The 17,481-nt window shown below is 33.2% G+C and carries 18 protein-coding genes; 14 read left to right on the top strand and 4 right to left on the bottom strand.

What is annotated here, in order from left to right; genetic code table 11:
• Window positions 1–90: 90 nt before the first annotated feature.
• A complete protein-coding gene (locus P2W75_RS07455) occupies window positions 91–465 on the top strand; it encodes a hypothetical protein (protein ID WP_276379849.1) in 375 nt (124 codons plus the stop codon).
• Between the two features lie 414 nt (window positions 466–879).
• The gene (locus tag P2W75_RS07460) at window positions 880–1,296 is read left to right on the top strand and encodes a hypothetical protein (protein ID WP_276379850.1); all 417 of its coding nucleotides are present in this window, start codon (window positions 880–882) and stop codon (window positions 1,294–1,296) included.
• A gap of 129 nt (window positions 1,297–1,425) precedes the next feature.
• On the opposite strand, the gene P2W75_RS07465 is transcribed toward P2W75_RS07460, so the two are convergent.
• The gene (locus tag P2W75_RS07465; protein WP_276379851.1) at window positions 1,426–1,857 is read right to left on the bottom strand and encodes a TerB family tellurite resistance protein; all 432 of its coding nucleotides are present in this window, start codon (window positions 1,855–1,857) and stop codon (window positions 1,426–1,428) included.
• Window positions 1,858–2,026: 169 nt separating this feature from the next.
• On the opposite strand from P2W75_RS07465, the gene P2W75_RS07470 reads away from it, so the two are divergent.
• The 5 genes from P2W75_RS07470 (at window position 2,027) to P2W75_RS07490 (ending at window position 5,426) form a co-directional block, all read left to right on the top strand.
• Window positions 2,027–2,620 carry a HupE/UreJ family protein gene (locus P2W75_RS07470; protein WP_207294542.1) on the top strand — a complete coding sequence of 198 codons (594 nt, stop codon included), beginning with the start codon at window positions 2,027–2,029 and terminating at the stop codon, window positions 2,618–2,620.
• A 6-nt stretch (window positions 2,621–2,626) separates the two neighbouring features.
• Entirely contained in the window at window positions 2,627–3,058 is a 432-nt protein-coding gene (locus tag P2W75_RS07475) for a dCMP deaminase family protein (RefSeq protein WP_207294543.1), read from the top strand.
• Window positions 3,059–4,636, top strand: a complete 1,578-nt coding sequence (locus P2W75_RS07480) for a S41 family peptidase (protein WP_276379852.1) — start codon at window positions 3,059–3,061, stop codon at window positions 4,634–4,636.
• Between the two features lie 17 nt (window positions 4,637–4,653).
• Window positions 4,654–5,019: a nuclear transport factor 2 family protein gene (locus tag P2W75_RS07485; RefSeq protein ID WP_276379853.1), complete on the top strand. Its 366-nt coding sequence runs from the start codon at window positions 4,654–4,656 to the stop codon at window positions 5,017–5,019.
• 89 nt (window positions 5,020–5,108) lie between these two features.
• Window positions 5,109–5,426, top strand: coding sequence for a hypothetical protein (locus tag P2W75_RS07490; protein ID WP_276379854.1), 318 nt, complete (start codon window positions 5,109–5,111; stop codon window positions 5,424–5,426).
• Window positions 5,427–5,586: 160 nt separating this feature from the next.
• Here P2W75_RS07490 and P2W75_RS07495 read toward each other — a convergent pair whose 3' ends face one another.
• The 3 genes from P2W75_RS07495 to P2W75_RS07505 all read right to left on the bottom strand — a co-directional run bounded on the left by P2W75_RS07495 (window position 5,587) and on the right by P2W75_RS07505 (window position 7,077).
• The gene (locus P2W75_RS07495; protein ID WP_276379855.1) at window positions 5,587–6,192 is read right to left on the bottom strand and encodes an FAD-dependent oxidoreductase; all 606 of its coding nucleotides are present in this window, start codon (window positions 6,190–6,192) and stop codon (window positions 5,587–5,589) included.
• A 3-nt stretch (window positions 6,193–6,195) separates the two neighbouring features.
• On the bottom strand, window positions 6,196–6,396 hold the full coding sequence (locus P2W75_RS07500; RefSeq protein ID WP_026728410.1) for a hypothetical protein: 201 nt from the start codon (window positions 6,394–6,396) through the stop codon (window positions 6,196–6,198).
• A 102-nt stretch (window positions 6,397–6,498) separates the two neighbouring features.
• Entirely contained in the window at window positions 6,499–7,077 is a 579-nt protein-coding gene (locus P2W75_RS07505) for a MarC family protein (protein WP_207294548.1), read from the bottom strand.
• A gap of 357 nt (window positions 7,078–7,434) precedes the next feature.
• On the opposite strand from P2W75_RS07505, the gene P2W75_RS07510 reads away from it, so the two are divergent.
• The 7 genes from P2W75_RS07510 to P2W75_RS07540 all read left to right on the top strand — a co-directional run bounded on the left by P2W75_RS07510 (window position 7,435) and on the right by P2W75_RS07540 (window position 17,476).
• Entirely contained in the window at window positions 7,435–8,004 is a 570-nt protein-coding gene (locus P2W75_RS07510) for a DUF3109 family protein (protein ID WP_207294549.1), read from the top strand.
• 337 nt (window positions 8,005–8,341) lie between these two features.
• Entirely contained in the window at window positions 8,342–9,319 is a 978-nt protein-coding gene (locus P2W75_RS07515) for a ribonucleotide-diphosphate reductase subunit beta (RefSeq protein WP_207294550.1), read from the top strand.
• A gap of 269 nt (window positions 9,320–9,588) precedes the next feature.
• Entirely contained in the window at window positions 9,589–11,982 is a 2,394-nt protein-coding gene (locus P2W75_RS07520; protein WP_276379856.1) for a ribonucleoside-diphosphate reductase subunit alpha, read from the top strand.
• Between the two features lie 666 nt (window positions 11,983–12,648).
• Window positions 12,649–13,941, top strand: coding sequence for a reverse transcriptase domain-containing protein (locus P2W75_RS07525; protein WP_276379857.1), 1,293 nt, complete (start codon window positions 12,649–12,651; stop codon window positions 13,939–13,941).
• Between the two features lie 487 nt (window positions 13,942–14,428).
• Window positions 14,429–15,256 carry a prephenate dehydratase gene (locus P2W75_RS07530; protein WP_207294554.1) on the top strand — a complete coding sequence of 276 codons (828 nt, stop codon included), beginning with the start codon at window positions 14,429–14,431 and terminating at the stop codon, window positions 15,254–15,256.
• A gap of 100 nt (window positions 15,257–15,356) precedes the next feature.
• Window positions 15,357–16,502 (top strand): pyridoxal phosphate-dependent aminotransferase, encoded by a 1,146-nt coding sequence (locus P2W75_RS07535; RefSeq protein WP_276379858.1) that lies wholly within the window; start codon window positions 15,357–15,359, stop codon window positions 16,500–16,502.
• Between the two features lie 116 nt (window positions 16,503–16,618).
• Window positions 16,619–17,476, top strand: a complete 858-nt coding sequence (locus tag P2W75_RS07540; protein WP_207294556.1) for a prephenate dehydrogenase — start codon at window positions 16,619–16,621, stop codon at window positions 17,474–17,476.
• Window positions 17,477–17,481: the final 5 nt, after the last annotated feature.

A 17,481-nucleotide genomic window follows, 5' to 3' on the forward strand; every position in this document is an offset into this window, starting at 1 on the left:
GTTTTAGACTTGTTAGGATTTTTTTGTTTCAATTAAGTATTAAAAAGTAATATTATTCTTATTTTTGTATTAATGATAAAAATTTGTTTTATGACTGTTGAGAATTTTATTGAAAAATTAGAAGGATGGATAAATGATGCTGTTGAACAAGACGATAAATATGCATTTCAGGATCCAGCATATGATCTTATTGAAGAAATAGAAGATTCGAAAGAAGCTTTTGATTTTGTAGAACCAATATTTCGTTTAATTGAGAGAAGCCCAGAAATCGATTATGGAGGACCTGGACCTTTTGGAAGTTTTTTAGAAAAATTTTATCATAAAGGTTATGAAGAAAAATTAATAGATTCTTTGAAACGTCAGCCAAAAGAATACACGATTTTTCTATTACATCGTTTAAGCAACGATACAAAAAATCCAAAGGTTGAGGAATATAAAAACATCCTTAAATCATTTGAAAATTGATTATATTTAAAAAACAAACCCGGCAATTTTAAAATTGTCGGGTTTAATATTTATATGTATTAATCCATTTTATTTAGGAGATATACATTCCATAGGAATGTTTCATGGGTAGAATTAGATTTGGAGTACAGTTATACGTTCCGTAGGAAGGTTTGATGATGATGCAGATATATTCTTCTATAAAAACAAATACCCTTACAGGACACAAACGCAAAACAATAATTTTTTATACCGATGAGATATTCCTACGGAATAATAAAAACATTCTTATTTGATACTGATTAAGCAAAATACTGTAAACTAAAAAACGGCGACTGTAAACTGAAAAATACTAAAAGCATACGCAACCATTTTTGTACTTACTCATCTTTATTAAGATAACCACATATTTATTATTCAAAAAAATAAAGTATTATGAAAACCAGATTACTATTTACCTTGTTTAGTGCGCTTTCCTTTTTTATAATTTCCTGCAGTAGTGATGAAAATAATGGCGGCGGTGTTATAGGCGGCGGTTCTGATCCTATTAAACTTTCTAATAAAAAAATAAGTTTCAGTTCAGAAGCAAATTCAGTTACAATAACTTCTCAATCAAAATGGTGGAAGATAGGTGATATAAGACTGAATGATGAAAAATTCGGTTTTAACAGCGAAATAGCAGCTCAGCAGAGTTTTATTTTAAAGTATAACGAGTTTCAGATTGAAAGAAAAGAAGGAACGACTATCATAATTAATATAAATAAAAACACGACCAATCAGGACAGAAATCTTATTATTACCCTGCAGGAAGGCAATTATTATGATAATATAAATATTTCACAGGCAAAATAAATTCAGTTGTCATAATCGGAACTACAAAATAAAAACCCGACAGATTTTAAAGTCTGTCGGGTTTATAATTTAATGTAAGTTTTAAAAATTCGGTATAAGTTATAAACTGCGACCGAAAACTAAACGCTATTATTTGTTCATATTCTCCATTTCAAAAAGGAAAGTATCTAGATCTACCTTTTTGTCAACTAGAGAAAGTGCTTTTGCTACAATGTGGTTTACGTTTCCTGGAGTAAATCCTAAAGCTAATCCCATACGTCTTAGCATAACTTCCTGAAGATCTCCTAAATGATGGTCAACGTGTACCATTCTTGCTAAATCATATAAACGCTCTAAACGCTGAGTGTATAAATAAGGTGGGTTTATTGGGTGTTTCCAAGGGTCAGCAAGAATCTCTTTGTATTCCTCGTCTGAAATTTGCAATGTCGACGCAATTTTATCCAAAAACTCTTGTTCCTGTTGGTTGATTTTACCGTCAGCAAAAGCTACACGCACAATTGCAGAGAAATGACCTCTGTTTCTTTGTTTGAATTCGTTATCAAATAATTCTGAAAATGGCATAATTAAATAAGTTTTTATAGAACAAATATAGTCCTATTTTTAAATTATCGATTTTAAATTTCTCATAAAATTTAACTTATTTTTATTGTACGATTTGACAAGGTAAATCCTTAAGTTTGAAAATTAATCGTAAGTTTACAACCCCTAATTATTTAATTTTCGAATACCTATGTCACAATTTTGGATTTATTTTCAAATAGGATTAAAACATGTTTTAGATATCAATGCCTACGACCATGTTCTTTTTTTAATTGCCCTAACAGTGCCTTATACTTTTAAGGATTGGAAACGTATTTTGCTACTGGTATCTGTGTTTACAATCGGGCACACATTGGCTTTAATACTTTCTGTTTTTGGAATAATTGCCATAAAAGTGAATATAGTAGAATTCTTAATTCCGATTACAATTTTAATTACCGCTTTATATCATTTATTTACAGCAGGAAAGACCTCAAAAAATGATAGTATAAATCTGGTATTTTTTATAACTTTATTCTTTGGTATTATTCATGGTTTGGGGTTCTCTAATTATTTCAAAACAATCTTAGGAGGATCTGCTACATCAAAATTATTACCTTTAGGAGAGTTTGCTTTAGGAATAGAAGCGGCACAGCTTGTAGTTGTTTTTGTCGTTTTAGTTATATCATATATAGTGCAGACCGTTTTCCGTTTTTCAAAACGTGACTGGGCACTAGTAATGTCGGCTTTCATTATTGGAGTAGTAATTCCAATGATCATTGATAGTCCGATTTGGAACAGATAAATTTAAATGGAAGTAAAAAAACTAAATAAATACGATAAGGCTTATCTGCGAATTGCCACAGAATGGAGTCTGTTATCGTATTGTAAACGAAAACAAGTTGGAGCCATAATTGTAAAGGACAGAATGATTATTTCTGACGGATACAATGGCACACCATCTGGATTTGAAAATTGCTGCGAAGACGAAAACGGATTAACACGCTGGGACGTTCTGCATGCCGAAGCAAATGCAATATTAAAAGTAGCCAGATCAACACAATCTTGTGAAGGAGCTACTTTATATATTACACTTTCGCCTTGTAAAGAATGCAGTAAATTAATCCATCAATCAGGAATTAAACGTGTAGTGTATCACACTGGTTACCGTGATGATTCTGGGATTCAGTTTTTATTAAAAGCAGGTGTCGAAGTAGAACATATTCCTGTTTTAGAAGAATAAATGAAATTTAATTCTAAATATCTGCCAATTGTAATAGGAGCGACTTTTGCTCTTGGAACCATAGCTGGAAGTTTAATGAACGCTCCTGCTAACGATCAGTTTTTGGCTAAAAATTACTCTAAAACCAAACTGAATAAACTGATTGATTTTATCAATACAGAATATGTTGACAGCATCAACACTGATTCGATCGTGAATCTTACCGTTGATAATATCCTTTCAAAACTCGATCCGCATTCCGTTTATATTCCTCCAAGCGAACAAGCAGAAGTTGCCGAAAGCATGAAAGGTGATTTTGTTGGAATTGGAATTAATTTCTACATGTACAAAGATTCGGTTGCCATCATAAAACCAGTCGAAAACGGGCCTTCTGCGAAAGCGGGACTGAAATCTGGAGACCGAATTTTATTTGCTGGAAAAACCAAATTATACGGTAGAAAATTACCTTCAGATAGTTTATTCTCTAAATTAAAAGGATTAAAAGGTTCTGAGATCGAACTGACGGTTTTTAGAAAATCGGAACAGAAGAAATTAAAATTTAAAATCAAAAGAGATGTTATTCCAATAAAAAGCGTCGATGCTTCTTTATTGATTGGAAATAATGTTGGATATATAAAAATCAATCGTTTTGCCGAAACTACTTTTAATGAATTTAAAACCGGCTTAACGAAACTAAAACAAAAAGGAATTCAGTCGCTTGTGATCGATCTTCGCGATAATGGCGGAGGTTATATGGAAGAAGCGATTGCAATTGCTGATGAATTCTTAAAAGACAAACAGCTCATCGTTTTCACCAAAAGTAAAAACGGAACTACCGAAAAAACATTTGCTACAAAAGCTGGAAGTTTTGAAACTGGAAAAGTATATGTTTTAATTAATGAAAACAGTGCTTCTGCAAGTGAAATTTTGGCTGGAGCTATTCAGGATAACGACCGCGGAACTATTGTTGGGCGTCGTTCTTTTGGAAAAGGACTTGTACAGCGCGAAATGGATTTTAACGACGGATCAGCTGTTCGTTTAACCGTAGCAAGATATTACACGCCAACCGGACGTTCGATTCAGAAACCGTATAAAAAAGGGAATGAAGAATATTTTAAAGAATCAGAATCAAGAATTACAACTGGCGAATTGTATGCAAAAGACAGCATAAAAGTAGCGGATTCTTTAAAATTTAAAACACCAAAAGGAAAAATCGTTTACGGCGGTGGCGGAATCGTTCCGGATGTTTTTGTGCCAATGGAGGCCGAACATGGAAATGAAAATGTAGCCTATCTTCTGCAGACTGGAATCGTAGGTCATTTTGTTTTTGAAGAATTAGACAAAGACCGAAATGCTTTTGCAGGACTCAAATTTAATGAGTTTCTGGATAAAATGAAGAATTCGGATTCGTACTTTAAAAAATTCAAAACTTATATTGCTTTAACGGGTTTAGATTTAAAACTGGACAAAACAAAATCTCTGGTAAATCGATATATTACGGCAGAATTTGCCCGACAGTTGTTTGGTGAAAATTATTATTATGATGTTATTTTAAAAGATGATGCCATGATTAAAACCATTTTGAATCCGAAAAAATAACTTTAATCTTTAGTTTAATGGAAAAAGCTGCAATTGTAACCGCTGAAATCGAACTTTTAACAGCTATTAAAACGGCTGATGTTGAGGTTCTGGATAAAATGTTGCATCAAGATTTACTCTTTAATATGCCCGATGGGCAAACGATTACTAAAGAATTTGATCTGCAGTCCTACCGTTCTGGAAAAATGAAAATTGACAGCTTAGAAGCTTTTGACCAAGTTATTAATGTAATTGATGATTCGGCAGTTGTTGCTGTTACGATTTCATTAAAAGGAACTTACGATCAAAATCCTATTAAGGGCGTTTTTAGATACATTCGGGTTTGGAAACAATTTAATGAAAACTTAAAGATAATTGCTGGAAGTTGTACGCAACTGGCATAAATTTTGACCGCAGAAATAACATAACTTAAAATATAAAGCAATCTTTTCAATAGTAGAATTATTATTGAATTTCGGTTAAAATTTGTCCTATGAAAAATCTAAAAAGAATCAGTTTACTTGTCATTTTAATGACCTTTATTATCTCTTGCTCAGGTGTGAAAAACAATAATGCAATTTCAATTTCAGGAAAAGTCGAATCAATTGAAGGTGGAAAAGACGGCTACACGGCAAAAATCATTACTGATAAAAAAGAAGTTTATTTTGCTACCATCAGTATTGTAAATGTAGGCGGACCTCAAAACTACAAACAATTGAAAATTGGCAATCAAGTTTCCTTAAAAGGAGAAGGCTGGAAAACCGAAGATGAAAATCATCTAAAAGTAACTGAAATCGTTTCGGTTAAATAATTAAACATAAATAAAAATAAACCATTAAGATTAAGTGTATTAAGCTTTACAGCTTATTTTTTAATCTTTTAATGGTTTTTTTATTGTTAATTCTTAAAGTTGCTTCGACAAAAGTATTTAAAGCAAAAGCGTAATGCTTAATGGCTCAAAAAGAAGAAAATTATCGAATACTATCGTGAGCGTGAGTTTGCACGCCATTATTCCATAAAGTAAGAATGTCTGTTGCAACAGCAGCACCGCTGCCGGCAGCAATTGCTAACTGGCTTCTCCAGCCTGCCAAAGTTCCAATCACATAAATACCGTCGGCAACCTTGTGGTCTTCGTTTTTCAGCTGAATACGCTGTTTTTCAGGAAGAGCTTTTTTATGCGGTTCAACAAACTGCATCAAGCCTTGGATGTCAAAAGTATTAGCAGAACCAATTCCAACCACGATATTTTTTGTTTTATACGAGTTTTTGTTGGTTACTACTGTAAATTCAGGATAAGAACCCTCAATTTGCATTACTTTTTCATTTGGAATCTGCTCAATATGCGGATAAGTCACTGCAAGATCCTGAGTACTTTCTGTAAGCAATTCAGAACCTAATTTGCCTGGAACGATTCCGTAAGCGTTATAAAAGATCGCTTCTTGTAAAGAAGAATTTTTTTGATGTGTAAATATTCCGATTTTTTTGTCGGTAACAAACGATTTGTTTTTTGCTGATCCCAGAACAAGAGCGCAGGACATTCCTGATACTCCGCCGCCGATAATTAAAACATCAAACATATATTATCTGCCATTTGTTTTTTCTTCGATTCTTTTAGAAATTCTAAAAATCAGAAGAATCAATACGGCGCAAAAAGAAGCTGCGATTCCAATAAACGCGACCATACTATCACCCTGAAAAGGATTTTTAAAGTCTAATAGCGTTATATTAAAAACAATTAGAGCCAATGCTAAAAGCACTAAAATTGAAGTAAAGATTTTCATATTGGTTGTTGTTGGTCTAAAATACTCAAGTTAAACTTTGTGGTTGCTAGCCTTAAAGTTGTGTTTTAGAAATTTTATTGGGTAAAAGTATAAAAATAAATCTTAGACAAACAAACCTTTAACATTAGCAGCGAATAATTTAACAGCAATTGCTAAAAGTATCACTCCAAACGTCTTACGAACTACTCCAAGTCCATTTTCACCCAACAAATCTTCTATCTTTTTAGAAGACTTCAAAACCACATAAACCAGAATAATATTCAGTACAATTGCAATGATTATATTAATGGTGTGAAATTGCGAACGCAATGATAATAAAGTAGTCATGGTTCCGGCTCCGGCAATAAGTGGAAATGCCAATGGAACGATAGAAGCAGAGCCTGGTTCTTCGTCGCGGTAAATTCTTATTCCTAAAATCATTTCCAGAGCAAGAAAGAATAATACAAACGATCCGGCAACGGCAAACGAGTGAACATCGATACCAATTAAATTCAATAATCCTTCTCCAACAAAAAGAAAAACAATCATAATGGCGCCAGCAACGATAGATGCTTTTTCAGATTCGATATGTCCAACTTTTGCTCTTAAATTTACAATAATCGGAATAGAACCTACAATATCAATTACGGCAAAAAGTACCATACTAACAGTAATGATTTCTTTAAAATCGATTTCTAACATATCGCTTTGATTTTTAGGGTTTAAAAAACTGCTGCAAAAGTAGTTAATAAAGTTAGGTGTTTTTTCGACAGATTGTATTTTTGTTATAAAAACATGTTTTACTGGTTAAAAAAGTGATATTTGTAACATTTGTTGTTTTCTTTTGCATTTAGTAAAAAGTTATCATAGGTTTAACCGCAAAGCACGCAAAGTTATTTCGCAAGGTTCGTAAGTTTTAATGGCTATTGTAAGTCTTGCAAAAATAATTTTTGCGAACACTGCGTAAATCCATGTGAACTTTGAGGTTAAATTTTTGACAATGAATATCTGCTTTCTTTGACTATCTTTGCACTTTATAAATTACAGTATTTTAAAATCATGTTTCAGTTAGGTAAAACGATTATTTCAGAAGACATTCTGGAAAAAGAATTTGTGTGCAACTTGTCTGCTTGCAAAGGGGCTTGTTGTGTTGATGGAGATGCGGGCGCGCCTTTAAATGAGGCTGAAACGAAAATCTTAGAAGAAATTTATCCGAAAGTAAAACCCTTTTTACGAAAAGAAGGAATTGAAGCAATCGAAGCTCAGGGAACCTGGGTAACAGGAACCGATGGCGATCTTGAAACTCCTCTTATAGATAATAAAGATTGTGCGTATGTTATTTTTGATGGTAAAACAGCACTTTGCGGAATTGAGCAGGCATACAACCAAGGAGTTGTTGACTGGAAAAAACCTGTTTCGTGTCATTTGTATCCAATTCGAGTAAAAGACTTCACAGAATTTGCTGCGGTTAATTATGACCGATGGGATATTTGTGATGATGCCTGTTCTTTAGGAAAAGAATTAGAAGTTCCAGTGTATAAATTTGTTAAAGAAGCGCTCATTCGACGCTTTGGAGAAGACTGGTATATGGAGCTTGAAAAAGTAGCCGAAGAACTTAAAAATTCGTAAAAAAGTAAGCCTATAATCTAGGCTTTTTTTATGCGCTTTTTTGACTCAAAAAAATATAGTTTTAACTCAAAAAATCTTTTTTAAAAGTATTTAAAAATTCTTGTTTTTTATTTCAAAAATTCTATATTTTACGCGGGTTTTCAGTTGAATTAGTGTTGTTAATACACTCATTTTTAGTTCTTTAATTATTTTCTTGAAAATAGTGCGTTTTTTCGGCGTTGTTAAAAACTCCATCGAATTGTGAATAAGTTTGGCTTTCATTTTTGGCGTTAATTGACAATCTTTGTAGTCTATTGATTTGGATGAAAAATCGGTACAAAAATTAAACAAAATTGTCATGTCGCAAATAGAGCCAATCTTACAAGAAAATAAAAATCGTTTCGTCATTTTTCCTATCAAACATCATGATATTTGGGAATGGTATAAAAAAATGGAAGCTAGTTTCTGGACTGCTGAAGAAATTGATTTGCACCAAGACTTGACTGATTGGAATAACAAACTTAATGACGACGAGAGATATTTTATTAAACACATTTTAGCATTTTTTGCTGCGTCTGACGGAATCGTAAATGAAAACCTTGCTGAGAATTTTGTTAACGAGGTTCAATATGCCGAAGCGAAGTTTTTTTACGGGTTTCAAATCATGATGGAGAATATTCATAGTGAGACGTATTCTTTATTAATCGATACTTATGTAAAAGACGAAGCAGAAAAAACAGAATTGTTTAATGCTTTAGAAGTATTCCCTGCAATTGCTAAAAAAGGAGAATGGGCTTTAAAATGGATTGAGTCAGATTCATTTGCTGAAAGACTTATTGCTTTTGCTGCCGTTGAAGGAATCTTTTTCTCAGGTGCTTTCTGTTCAATTTATTGGTTGAAAAAACGTGGTTTAATGCCAGGTTTAACATTCTCTAATGAATTGATTTCTCGTGACGAAGGCGTACATTGTGATTTTGCAGTTCACCTGCACAATCACCACTTAGTAAACAAAGTGCCAAAAGATAGAATTAAAGAAATCATTGTTGATGCTTTAGATATCGAAAGACAGTTTGTTACAGAATCTCTTCCGGTAAGTTTAATTGGAATGAATGCAGCTTTAATGACACAATATTTAGAATTTGTTGCAGACAGATTGTTGGTAGAATTAGGTTGCGAGCGTGTGTATGGATCAGCGAATCCGTTTGATTTCATGGATATGATTTCTCTTCAAGGAAAAACTAATTTCTTTGAAAAACGTGTTGCAGAGTATCAAAAATCAGGTGTTATGAACACAGACAGCGATGCTCAGAAAATTTCATTTGATGCAGATTTTTAGGTAACAAAAATACTTTTGGCGTCTACTCTTCAAGAGACGCCGAAAAAAGATAACAGAATATTTTTAAGGTTGAATCTCTTTCCCCAAGTCGCAGGTTCAATAGCAATTTTTGACGTATTTAAATTCGATTTTCGAATTTGAAACGAGTAACTATTGAGAATTTGGTAATTCTCAAAAAATAAATTTAAAACACGCAATGTTTAAGTGCCGGAACTCGTTCTCTAGGTACTTTTACTTTCATTTTTTCAACAAACTAAAAAAGTAAGCTTATGTATGTAGTAAAAAGAGATGGCCACAGAGAGCCCGTAATGTTTGATAAGATTACAGAAAGAATCAAAAAATTGTGTTACGGCTTAAATGAGCTTGTAGATCCTGTTAAGGTAGCCATGAGAGTTATCGAAGGATTGTATGATGGGGTTTCTACTTCTGAATTAGATAATCTTGCGGCAGAAACTGCTGCTTCTATGACTATTGCGCATCCTGATTATGCACAATTAGCAGCTCGTGTGGCAATTTCAAATTTACACTCAAATACTAAAAAATCTTTCTCGGAAACGATGAAAGACATGTATAATTATGTAAATCCAAGAAATGGACAAGATGCTCCATTAATTGCTGATGATGTATACAAAGTAATTCAGGAAAATGCCGCATTTCTTGATTCTCACATTATTTATACAAGAGATTTTAATTACGATTACTTTGGTTTTAAAACCTTAGAGCGTTCTTATCTTCTTAAAATAAATGGAAAAATCGTAGAGCGTCCGCAGCACATGTTAATGCGTGTTTCTGTTGGTATTCACTTAGATGATTTAAAATCAGTAATTGAAACGTACGATTTAATGTCTAAAAAGTTCTTTACGCACGCAACGCCAACGTTGTTTAATGCAGGAACTCCAAAACCTCAAATGTCTTCTTGTTTCCTTTTGGCAATGCAGGACGATAGTATTGATGGTATTTACGATACATTAAAACAAACAGCAAAAATCTCGCAGTCAGCAGGAGGAATTGGACTTTCTATTCATAACGTTCGTGCAACTGGATCATATATTCGTGGAACGAACGGAACTTCAAACGGAATTGTTCCAATGTTAAGAGTGTTCAACGATACGGCTCGCTATGTAGATCAAGGTGGTGGAAAACGTAAAGGAAGTTTTGCGATTTACATCGAAACTTGGCATGCTGATATCTTTGAATTCTTGGATTTAAAGAAAAACACAGGAAAAGAAGAAATGCGTGCTAGAGATTTATTCTTCGCTATGTGGACTTCAGATTTATTCATGAAACGTGTTCAGGAAGATTCAACTTGGACTTTAATGTGTCCAAACGAATGTCCAGGACTATATGATGTTTACGGAGAAGAATTCGAAGCATTATATACAGATTATGAATTTAGAGGAAAAGGAAGAAAAACAATCCGTGCTCGTGAGTTATGGGAGAAAATCCTAGAATCTCAAATCGAGACTGGAACGCCATATATGTTGTACAAAGATGCAGCAAACCGTAAATCGAACCACAAGAATTTAGGAACTATCCGTTCTTCAAACTTGTGTACAGAGATTATGGAGTTTACTTCTAAAGATGAAATTGCAGTTTGTAACTTAGCTTCAATCTCATTGCCGATGTTCATTGAAAACGGACAATTCGATCACCAAGCACTTTACAACGTTACAAAACGCGTAACTCGTAACCTGAACAAAGTAATCGATAGAAACTACTATCCAGTAAAAGAAGCTGAAAACTCAAACATGCGTCACCGTCCGGTTGGATTAGGAGTGCAAGGTTTAGCAGATGCTTTTATCATGTTGCGTATGCCTTTTACAAGTGATGAGGCTAAAAAATTAAACCAAGAAATTTTTGAAACATTATACTTCGCTGCTGTAACTGCCTCTATGGAAATGGCAAAAGAAGAAGGACCATATTCAACTTTCGAAGGTTCTCCAATGTCACAAGGAGAATTCCAGCACAATATGTGGGGAATGAAAGACGAAGAATTATCAGGTCGTTGGGACTGGGCTTCCTTAAGAAAAGAAGTTATGGAGCATGGAGTTCGTAACTCTTTATTAGTGGCACCAATGCCAACAGCTTCAACTTCTCAGATTTTAGGAAACAACGAAGCTTTCGAACCATATACTTCAAACATTTATACGCGTCGTGTATTGTCTGGAGAGTTCATCGTAGTAAACAAACATTTACTGGAAGATTTAGTAAAATTAGGTTTATGGAACGAGTCATTGAAGCAAGAAATTATGCGTCATAATGGATCTGTTCAAAATATTGACATTATTCCGCAAGACTTAAAAGACCTTTACAAAACAGTTTGGGAAATGTCAATGAAAGATATTATTGATATGTCTCGTCAAAGAGGTTACTTCATTGATCAATCTCAGTCATTGAACTTGTTCATGCAAGATGCAAACTATTCTAAACTGACGTCAATGCACTTCTATGCTTGGCAGTCTGGTTTAAAAACAGGAATGTATTACCTAAGAACAAAAGCGGCTGTAGATGCGATTAAATTCACGTTAAACAACGATAAAAAAGAAGAAACGGCGCCTTCTTTAGTTCAAGAAAGTGAAGCAATCAGCGTTGAAGATTACAAAGCAATGTTGTTAAAAGCACAAGCTGCAGATCCAGAGGATTGCGAAATGTGTGGTTCTTAATAGTTTTTTATAAGTATATAGTTAAGTTTTTCTTTTCAATCTTAAGATAGAAAAACTTAACTAATTTAAAATTTAGTTCTTTGAATTAATTTGGTTGACTTTAGATTGGCTCTTCAATCTTTCGTCAGGATTGCCCAAGAACACCTTTCCAAAGTGTTAGTTCGAACTTCATTCGTTGTTTGGATATTCATTTCATTAAAGGGTTCTGTGTCTATCTCGTTTGATGCCACTGTGTATGACAGACAGAAACCTATAGAAACATTGGCACCAAGCTATTTATTTAGTGAGGCAGACAGGCAGAAAGCTGCGGATTTAAAAAAACACGCGAAATTTCGAAAAAACTTTCGTATGTCGGAAAAAACCTTAATTTTGAAAACTATGGATATACTATCGAATTCAGAACTGGAGAAAACCCAGCAAACCAAAAAAATGCAGTCTTTAACGCTCAAGAGTTTCAGCTTAGATTTCGATTTAAGTTAGCGTTCGACTTTAGATTGGCTCTTCAATCTTTCGTCAGGATTGCCCAAGAACACCTTTCCAAAGTGTTAGTTCGAACTTCATTCGTTGTTTGGATATTCATTTCATTAAAGGGTTCTGAGCTCATTTTGTGGAGTCTGTCATACTAACAAATTGTTATTCTAAGGGTCTTTACAATCATATAACTACATGTCAAAAACATTATTAGAAAAAGTATCCTCAGTTGAATCTTTAAAAAAAGCCTGGGATAATTTAGATAAAACTAATAAATCTTCTCATGGTATTTCTAAAGAAACAATAGAAGATTTTGAAAAAAATAAAGATGATAAAATTGCTTCAATATCATCTCTCTTATTAAAAGGAAAATACTTTTTCTCGCCCAATAGAGCGGTGTTAATTCCAAAAAATAATGGGAAATTTAGACCATTGCAAATTCCTGAGATTTCTGATAGGGTTGTATTAAAAGCTATTGCTATAGAACTTGAAGAAGTATTTAAAGAATTACTAGAAAAAAGCAACGGCTTTAGTTTTGCCTATCAAAAAGGTCTTGGAACGAAAGATGCAATTTTTAAAATCATTGAGCATTATAAAAATGGTTACATATATTCTTTAGAAGCAGATTTGATAAATTTTTTTGGTAAGGTTAATAAGGATGATTTATTAAATAATTACATTTATCCAAAGCTTCAAGATGCTTCTATTAATAAATTATTATATAAAGCACTTAATCAGGAATTAGGTGGATTAGATGATTTTGATCTTGAAAAAAGATCCAATTTTAAAGATGTAGATAAAGGTATTCCACAAGGCAGTCCTTTGTCACCATTATTCTCTAATATATTTCTTTCGCCTTTTGATCAATTTCTCATTGAAAGAGATTATAAATTAGTTCGATATGCAGATGATTTTGTAATTCTTTGTAAAACTAAAGAAGAATGTGAGAATGCTTATGTGGATTGTTGCAAAATTTTAAAGGAACTAAAATTAGATATTCATAGTTTAGAGGAAGGAGAAAAAACTAAAATTCTAAAGATTGATGTTGATTTTTTGACTTTTCTTTCAGTAACTTTTGATGGAAAGGAAATTTATCCATCTATAGCTAATTTTAACAGATTAAAATCAAAAATTAGAGATGTTTGTAATGGTAAGGTGGATTATACCGTTTTTTCACTTCTGAAAAAATTAATTAATATTCATGATGGTTGGATATCCTCATTTATCTATACTAACTTATATAAATATTCTGAAGAACTTGATTTCTATATTGATCGACAGTTGTATTTGGGCCTAAATAAACTTGGTTGGAGATTTAGCAAAACGAGTTTAGTGAAGTTACCTAAAAAATATAGACATGATCATAAGAACAATATTTGTATATCGAGAGAACAAAGATTAAGCTCGGGAATTGCTCTTTCAACGAAATTAATAAGGGAAAAATTGACAAGTTATAATGAGAATTTGGAGAATAAAAAAGAAAAATAATACTATCTATTCATCGTAATGTTTGAAAACTTATGAAGATTTCTTTTTTGTCGAAATCACAATCACATATTTCATTCGAGAAATTTGAATCAAATAACCACAACGATTTGAGTTAAATTCGTGAATTCGTGGCAAAAAAAACTCAGCATCTTAGCATCTAAGAACCTCAGAACCTCATTTTAATATTCTCATTTTAAGCCGATTTTTTTATATTATCATACAAAACCTTCTAAATTTGTTAAGAAATCCTTTTTTGTTTCATAAAATGCAATCTTTTTTTTGGTGCAGTAAAAATAATTTATACATTCGCAAAGAATTTACAAAATAACACAAACAAAATGGCAACTAACCGTTTTTATTTTAGCAACAATTTTTATTTCTTCTTTAGTAGAAGTCAGGATTGTGCTATGGTTATTTGAGATCAAATTTTAAGACAAATAAAACTAAGATACAATCCTGATGCAAATCAGGATTTTTTTTTGACTATATGACAACGAAAATTGCAATACAAGGTATTAAAGGATCATTTCATCATCAGGTTGTGAAAGAGTATTTCTCTGAAAATGTGGAAATTGATGAATGCTTATCTTTTGAAGAATTGATCGACAGCCTTATTGCCGGAAAATCTGATCAAGCTGTAATGGCGATCGAAAACTCGATTGCTGGCCCGATTATCCCGAATTATGCCTTGATCGACAAGAATAATTTGCACATTATTGGAGAGCATTATTTGAATATTCAGCAGAATTTAATGGCTTTAAAAGGTCAGAAAATTGAAGATATCAGAGAAGTTCATTCGCACCCAATGGCACTTTTACAGTGTATGGATTTCTTGAAACAATATCCAAATATCAAATTGGTTGAGGATAAAGATACAGCAGAAACAGCAAGAAGAATTCAGGAAAACCGATTAACCGGAATTGCTGCCATTGCGAGTGTAACGGCTTCAGAAATGTACGATCTTGATATTATTGCATCATCGATTCAAACGATCAAAAACAATATGACTCGTTTCGTAATCATTAAAAAGCAAAATTCATTTTTGCCAGAAAGCGAAATCAACAGAGCTTCTGTCAAATTTGAATTAGATCATAAAAGAGGAAGCTTAGCAGCAGTTTTGAATGTAATGAGCGACTGCAAATTGAATTTGACAAAAATCCAGTCGCTTCCAAAAATAGAAACACCTTGGAAATATTCATTCTTCGTTGACGTAACATTCGAGAAATACGAAGATTTTGCAAAAGCCAAAGCGCTATTAAACATAATGGCAGAATATTTTAAAGTGTTGGGAGAATATAAAAATACGAGACCTTAAAGAAATTATAAGTTAAGAGTTATAATTATAAGTTACAAGTTAGAAAGCTTAAAGCTTATGGCCTAAAGCCTAAAGCAAAAATTAAAAAGCAAATAAAAAAATGATTACAACAGCAAAACGATTAGACACAGTTGAAGAATACTACTTCTCATCAAAATTAAGAGAAGTGAGACAACTGATGTCTGAAGGAAAATCGATCATCAACATGGGAATTGGAAGCCCTGATTTGAGTCCGTCGAAAGCAGTAATTGAAGCAGTAGCTTCAGCAATTCAGGACGAGAATGGGCATGGTTATCAAAGCTATCAGGGATTACCAGAAATGAGGCAGGCGATGGCAGATTTTTATCAAAATCAGTTTGGTGTTGAAGTGAATCCGAATAATGAGATTTTACCGCTCATGGGTTCAAAAGAAGGAATTATGCATATTTCGCTTGCATTTTTAAATCCGGGCGATCACGTTTTAATTCCGAATCCAGGTTATCCAACTTATACTTCGGTAACCAATTTGGTAGAAGCAGTTCCGGTTTATTATGACTTGAAAGAAGAAAATGCATGGGAGCCGGATTTCGAAGCTTTAGAAAAATTAGAGCTGGAGAAAGTAAAAATAATGTGGCTGGGTTATCCACACATGCCGACAGGGGCTAGAGGAAGTTTGGCGTTATTTGAAAAATTGGTTGCTTTTGCTAAAAAACACAACATATTATTGATTAACGATAATCCGTATAGTTTTGTTTTGAATGATAATCCGATGAGTTTATTGCAAGTTGAAGGGGCGAAAGAAGTGGCTTTAGAATTAAACTCTTTAAGTAAAACATTCAACATGGCAGGCTGGAGAGTCGGAATGGTTTTAGGAAATCCTGAAATTATCGATGCAGTTCTAAAAGTAAAAAGCAATATGGACAGCGGGATGTTCTACGGAATCCAGAAAGGAGCAATTGTAGCGTTGAAATGTGATAAATCTTGGTTTGAAGATCAAAATAAAATTTACAAACGCCGTAGGGAATTGACTGAAAAACTAGCTGAAAAATTAAACTGCAAAGTGTATAAAGAAGGAGTTGGGCTTTTTGTCTGGGCCAAACTTCCAGAAGGAATAGAATCAGCAGAGAAGTTCATTGACGAAATATTATATGAGAAACATATTTTCATTACACCGGGAACCATTTTTGGAAGCAACGGCGAAGGATATATTAGATTCTCATTGTGTGTAAAAGAAGAAAAAGTACAAGAAGCGATTGATCGATTTTAGGACTAACGTTTCCTGCAAGGTTTTCAAAACCTTGTAGGTATGAATTCGAAAGTCTGAAATTAGAAACCTACAAGGTTTTGAAAACCTTGCAGGAACGGCTTCAAATAAAAAAGAATATGAAAGTATACGTAATAGGAATAGGATTAATAGGAGGTTCGATGGTGTTAGACATCAAAGGACGTTATCCTGATGCGACTATTTTAGGAATCGATAATAACGAAAAACATTTGCAGGAAGCAATTGATCTTGGAGTTATTGATGAAGCGGGAAGCTTTGACGATTTACAAAAAGCCGATTTTGTAATTGTTTCGGTTCCAGTAGATGTATCACTGACCGTTTTACCTAAAGTTTTGGATGCAGTAGGAGATAAAACAATAGTTTTTGAAGTAGGATCGACTAAAAAACCAATTTGTGAAGCAGTAGCCAATCACCCAAAAAGAAGAAATTTTATTGCCACACACCCAATCGCCGGAACAGAGTTCTCGGGACCATCAGCAGCAATAAGAGGTTTGTTTCAAGGAAAAACAAACATTATCTGCGAAGTCGAAAAGACAGCTTTTAAATTACAAGAGAAAGCATTAAATCTTTTTACTTCAATTGGAATGAGAATTCGATATATGGATCCCGTTTCGCACGACAAACACATTGCTTATGTTTCGCATTTATCGCACATTAGTTCGTTTATGCTCGGAAAAACTGTAATGGTAAAAGAAAAAGATGAACAAGATATTTTTGATATGGCGGGAAGTGGATTTGAAAGCACCGTTCGTCTGGCAAAAAGTTCACCCGCGATGTGGACACCCATTTTTAAACAAAACAAAGAATACGTTCTGGAAACCTTAGAAGGGTATATTGCAAATTTAACTCAATTTAGAGATTTGCTGGCAGACGATAACTACAACGCCATTTTTGAAGAAATGGAAAGTGTAAATAAAATTAGAGAAATATTAAACGGAATAACTATAAAAAAGTAAACTAT

The sequence above is a fragment of the Flavobacterium sp. H4147 genome (genome assembly GCF_029360735.1).
Classification (GTDB): Bacteria; Bacteroidota; Bacteroidia; order Flavobacteriales; family Flavobacteriaceae; genus Flavobacterium; species Flavobacterium endoglycinae.

What these genes read in the sequence shown, in the direction of transcription:
- P2W75_RS07455 (WP_276379849.1), top strand. Translation starts at nt 91, where the DNA reads ATGACTGTTGAGAATTTTATTGAAAAATTAGAAGGATGGATAAATGAT.
- P2W75_RS07460 (WP_276379850.1), top strand. Translation starts at nt 880, where the DNA reads ATGAAAACCAGATTACTATTTACCTTGTTTAGTGCGCTTTCCTTTTTT.
- P2W75_RS07465 (WP_276379851.1), bottom strand. Translation starts at nt 1,857, where the DNA reads ATGCCATTTTCAGAATTATTTGATAACGAATTCAAACAAAGAAACAGA.
- P2W75_RS07470 (WP_207294542.1), top strand. Translation starts at nt 2,027, where the DNA reads ATGTCACAATTTTGGATTTATTTTCAAATAGGATTAAAACATGTTTTA.
- P2W75_RS07475 (WP_207294543.1), top strand. Translation starts at nt 2,627, where the DNA reads ATGGAAGTAAAAAAACTAAATAAATACGATAAGGCTTATCTGCGAATT.
- P2W75_RS07480 (WP_276379852.1), top strand. Translation starts at nt 3,059, where the DNA reads ATGAAATTTAATTCTAAATATCTGCCAATTGTAATAGGAGCGACTTTT.
- P2W75_RS07485 (WP_276379853.1), top strand. Translation starts at nt 4,654, where the DNA reads ATGGAAAAAGCTGCAATTGTAACCGCTGAAATCGAACTTTTAACAGCT.
- P2W75_RS07490 (WP_276379854.1), top strand. Translation starts at nt 5,109, where the DNA reads ATGAAAAATCTAAAAAGAATCAGTTTACTTGTCATTTTAATGACCTTT.
- P2W75_RS07495 (WP_276379855.1), bottom strand. Translation starts at nt 6,192, where the DNA reads ATGTTTGATGTTTTAATTATCGGCGGCGGAGTATCAGGAATGTCCTGC.
- P2W75_RS07500 (WP_026728410.1), bottom strand. Translation starts at nt 6,396, where the DNA reads ATGAAAATCTTTACTTCAATTTTAGTGCTTTTAGCATTGGCTCTAATT.
- P2W75_RS07505 (WP_207294548.1), bottom strand. Translation starts at nt 7,077, where the DNA reads ATGTTAGAAATCGATTTTAAAGAAATCATTACTGTTAGTATGGTACTT.
- P2W75_RS07510 (WP_207294549.1), top strand. Translation starts at nt 7,435, where the DNA reads ATGTTTCAGTTAGGTAAAACGATTATTTCAGAAGACATTCTGGAAAAA.
- P2W75_RS07515 (WP_207294550.1), top strand. Translation starts at nt 8,342, where the DNA reads ATGTCGCAAATAGAGCCAATCTTACAAGAAAATAAAAATCGTTTCGTC.
- P2W75_RS07520 (WP_276379856.1), top strand. Translation starts at nt 9,589, where the DNA reads ATGTATGTAGTAAAAAGAGATGGCCACAGAGAGCCCGTAATGTTTGAT.
- P2W75_RS07525 (WP_276379857.1), top strand. Translation starts at nt 12,649, where the DNA reads ATGTCAAAAACATTATTAGAAAAAGTATCCTCAGTTGAATCTTTAAAA.
- P2W75_RS07530 (WP_207294554.1), top strand. Translation starts at nt 14,429, where the DNA reads ATGACAACGAAAATTGCAATACAAGGTATTAAAGGATCATTTCATCAT.
- P2W75_RS07535 (WP_276379858.1), top strand. Translation starts at nt 15,357, where the DNA reads ATGATTACAACAGCAAAACGATTAGACACAGTTGAAGAATACTACTTC.
- P2W75_RS07540 (WP_207294556.1), top strand. Translation starts at nt 16,619, where the DNA reads ATGAAAGTATACGTAATAGGAATAGGATTAATAGGAGGTTCGATGGTG.